The following is a 1,328-nucleotide window of genomic DNA, read 5'->3' as shown; positions in this document are numbered from 1 at the left end:
CGAGCTGCGGCTGGCCCACCAGCGCCGGCCCCGCGCCCGGGTGGCCTAGCCAGCTGGGTATGGCCCTCGTGGGGCCGGCAAGTATGTTTTCATCGCTTTTGACGCAAACCAAACACATTTCCACTTCTTTTCTCACCTTTATTTCCCTTTTTTAGCATGGATGAGTTCATCGGTATCGTAAAACTTTTTGCTGGCTCTTATGCGCCTCAGAACTGGGCTTTCTGCAACGGCCAGATTCTCCCAATCAATCAGTACCAGGCCCTGTTTTCCCTTCTGGGTACCACCTACGGTGGTAACGGCACCACCACTTTCGCGCTGCCCAACCTGATGGGCCGGGTAGCGGTAGGCGCCGGCAGTGGCGCGGGCTTGCCTGTCGTGCAGCCGGGCCAGGCCGCCGGCGCAGCCAGCGTAACACTGACCACCAACAACCTGCCCGCCCACACGCACTTGCAGCAGGTGGCTACGCAGACAGCTACGACCAGTGTCCCTGGCAACTCCGTGTTGCCGGGCAAACCGAACGGCGTTACGAGCGGTAGCGAAGAGTCGGTGGCTATCAACAATATGGTGACGGCTTCCGGAGCTACCCTGACGCCCTTGGCAGCTGGTGCCATCGGCAATACGGGCGGCAACCAGGCAGTAAATGTGATGCCGCCCTACCTGGGCATGAACTATATCATCTGCCTGAACGGCGTGTACCCCTCGCGCAGCTAATTGCCGCGGGGCGTTGCCCCCGCAAGTACAAGCGGCATCGTTCGGTTTGCAATAGGGCAACCGGAACGGTGCCGCTTAACTTGTGGGTAGTTAGATGGATGCGTTGTTCGTCTTCTCCGCTGCCGCTTCCCGGTGCGGCTGCCATAATGCCTGCTTCCCCGGTGTTTTGCCGGGCAGGCTTTACCCCCGACTTATTTTTCTTACCAATTATCCCATGAATAAAATCTTACCAACCGCCCGCAGGGGCGGGCTGCCTTGGCTGGTGGCCCTGCTGCTGTGGGCCTTGAGCCTGATGCCTCGGAGTGGGCACGCCCAGGTTTATTACCTGCTGAGTGACGGGGCGGCCACAACGACGCTCGACGAGCTGCGGCGCAGCCCGCTAGCGGCTGCCTCGGAAACGCTTCTGAAAAACGGCTTTGTTTCCTCGCCCGGTAACGTGGCGATTGACATAGCCAACAACCGCTTGTTTGTGGCCGATGTGCGCAACAACCTGCCCAACATCTACACCATTAGCTTGGTGGCACCCTACACGGTCAGCACGTTTCTGACGCCGGCCCCCATTAGCGGGGCAACCGCCACCGCTCTGGCCGGCATCGCCGTGGACAACACCAACGGCT

At 60.2% G+C, this 1,328-nt stretch carries 2 protein-coding genes; both read left to right on the top strand.

Annotation, left to right across the window (positions count from 1 at the left end; translation table 11 throughout):
- The first annotated feature begins 156 nt into the window (after positions 1–156).
- Positions 157–711 (top strand): phage tail protein, encoded by a 555-nt coding sequence (locus tag ACYVDE_RS23020; RefSeq protein ID WP_460503866.1) that lies wholly within the window; start codon positions 157–159, stop codon positions 709–711.
- Positions 712–925: 214 nt separating this feature from the next.
- Positions 926–1,328, top strand: a 403-nt coding sequence (locus ACYVDE_RS23015) for a hypothetical protein (protein ID WP_460503865.1), incomplete at its 3' end; no start/stop codon positions are given.

Source organism: Hymenobacter agri, assembly GCF_054778495.1.
This window is presented reverse-complemented; position numbering and strand designations above follow the sequence as displayed.

Excerpts from the sequence above, each read along its gene's own strand:
- ACYVDE_RS23020 (WP_460503866.1), top strand. The coding sequence starts at position 157 with ATGGATGAGTTCATCGGTATCGTAAAACTTTTTGCTGGCTCTTATGCG.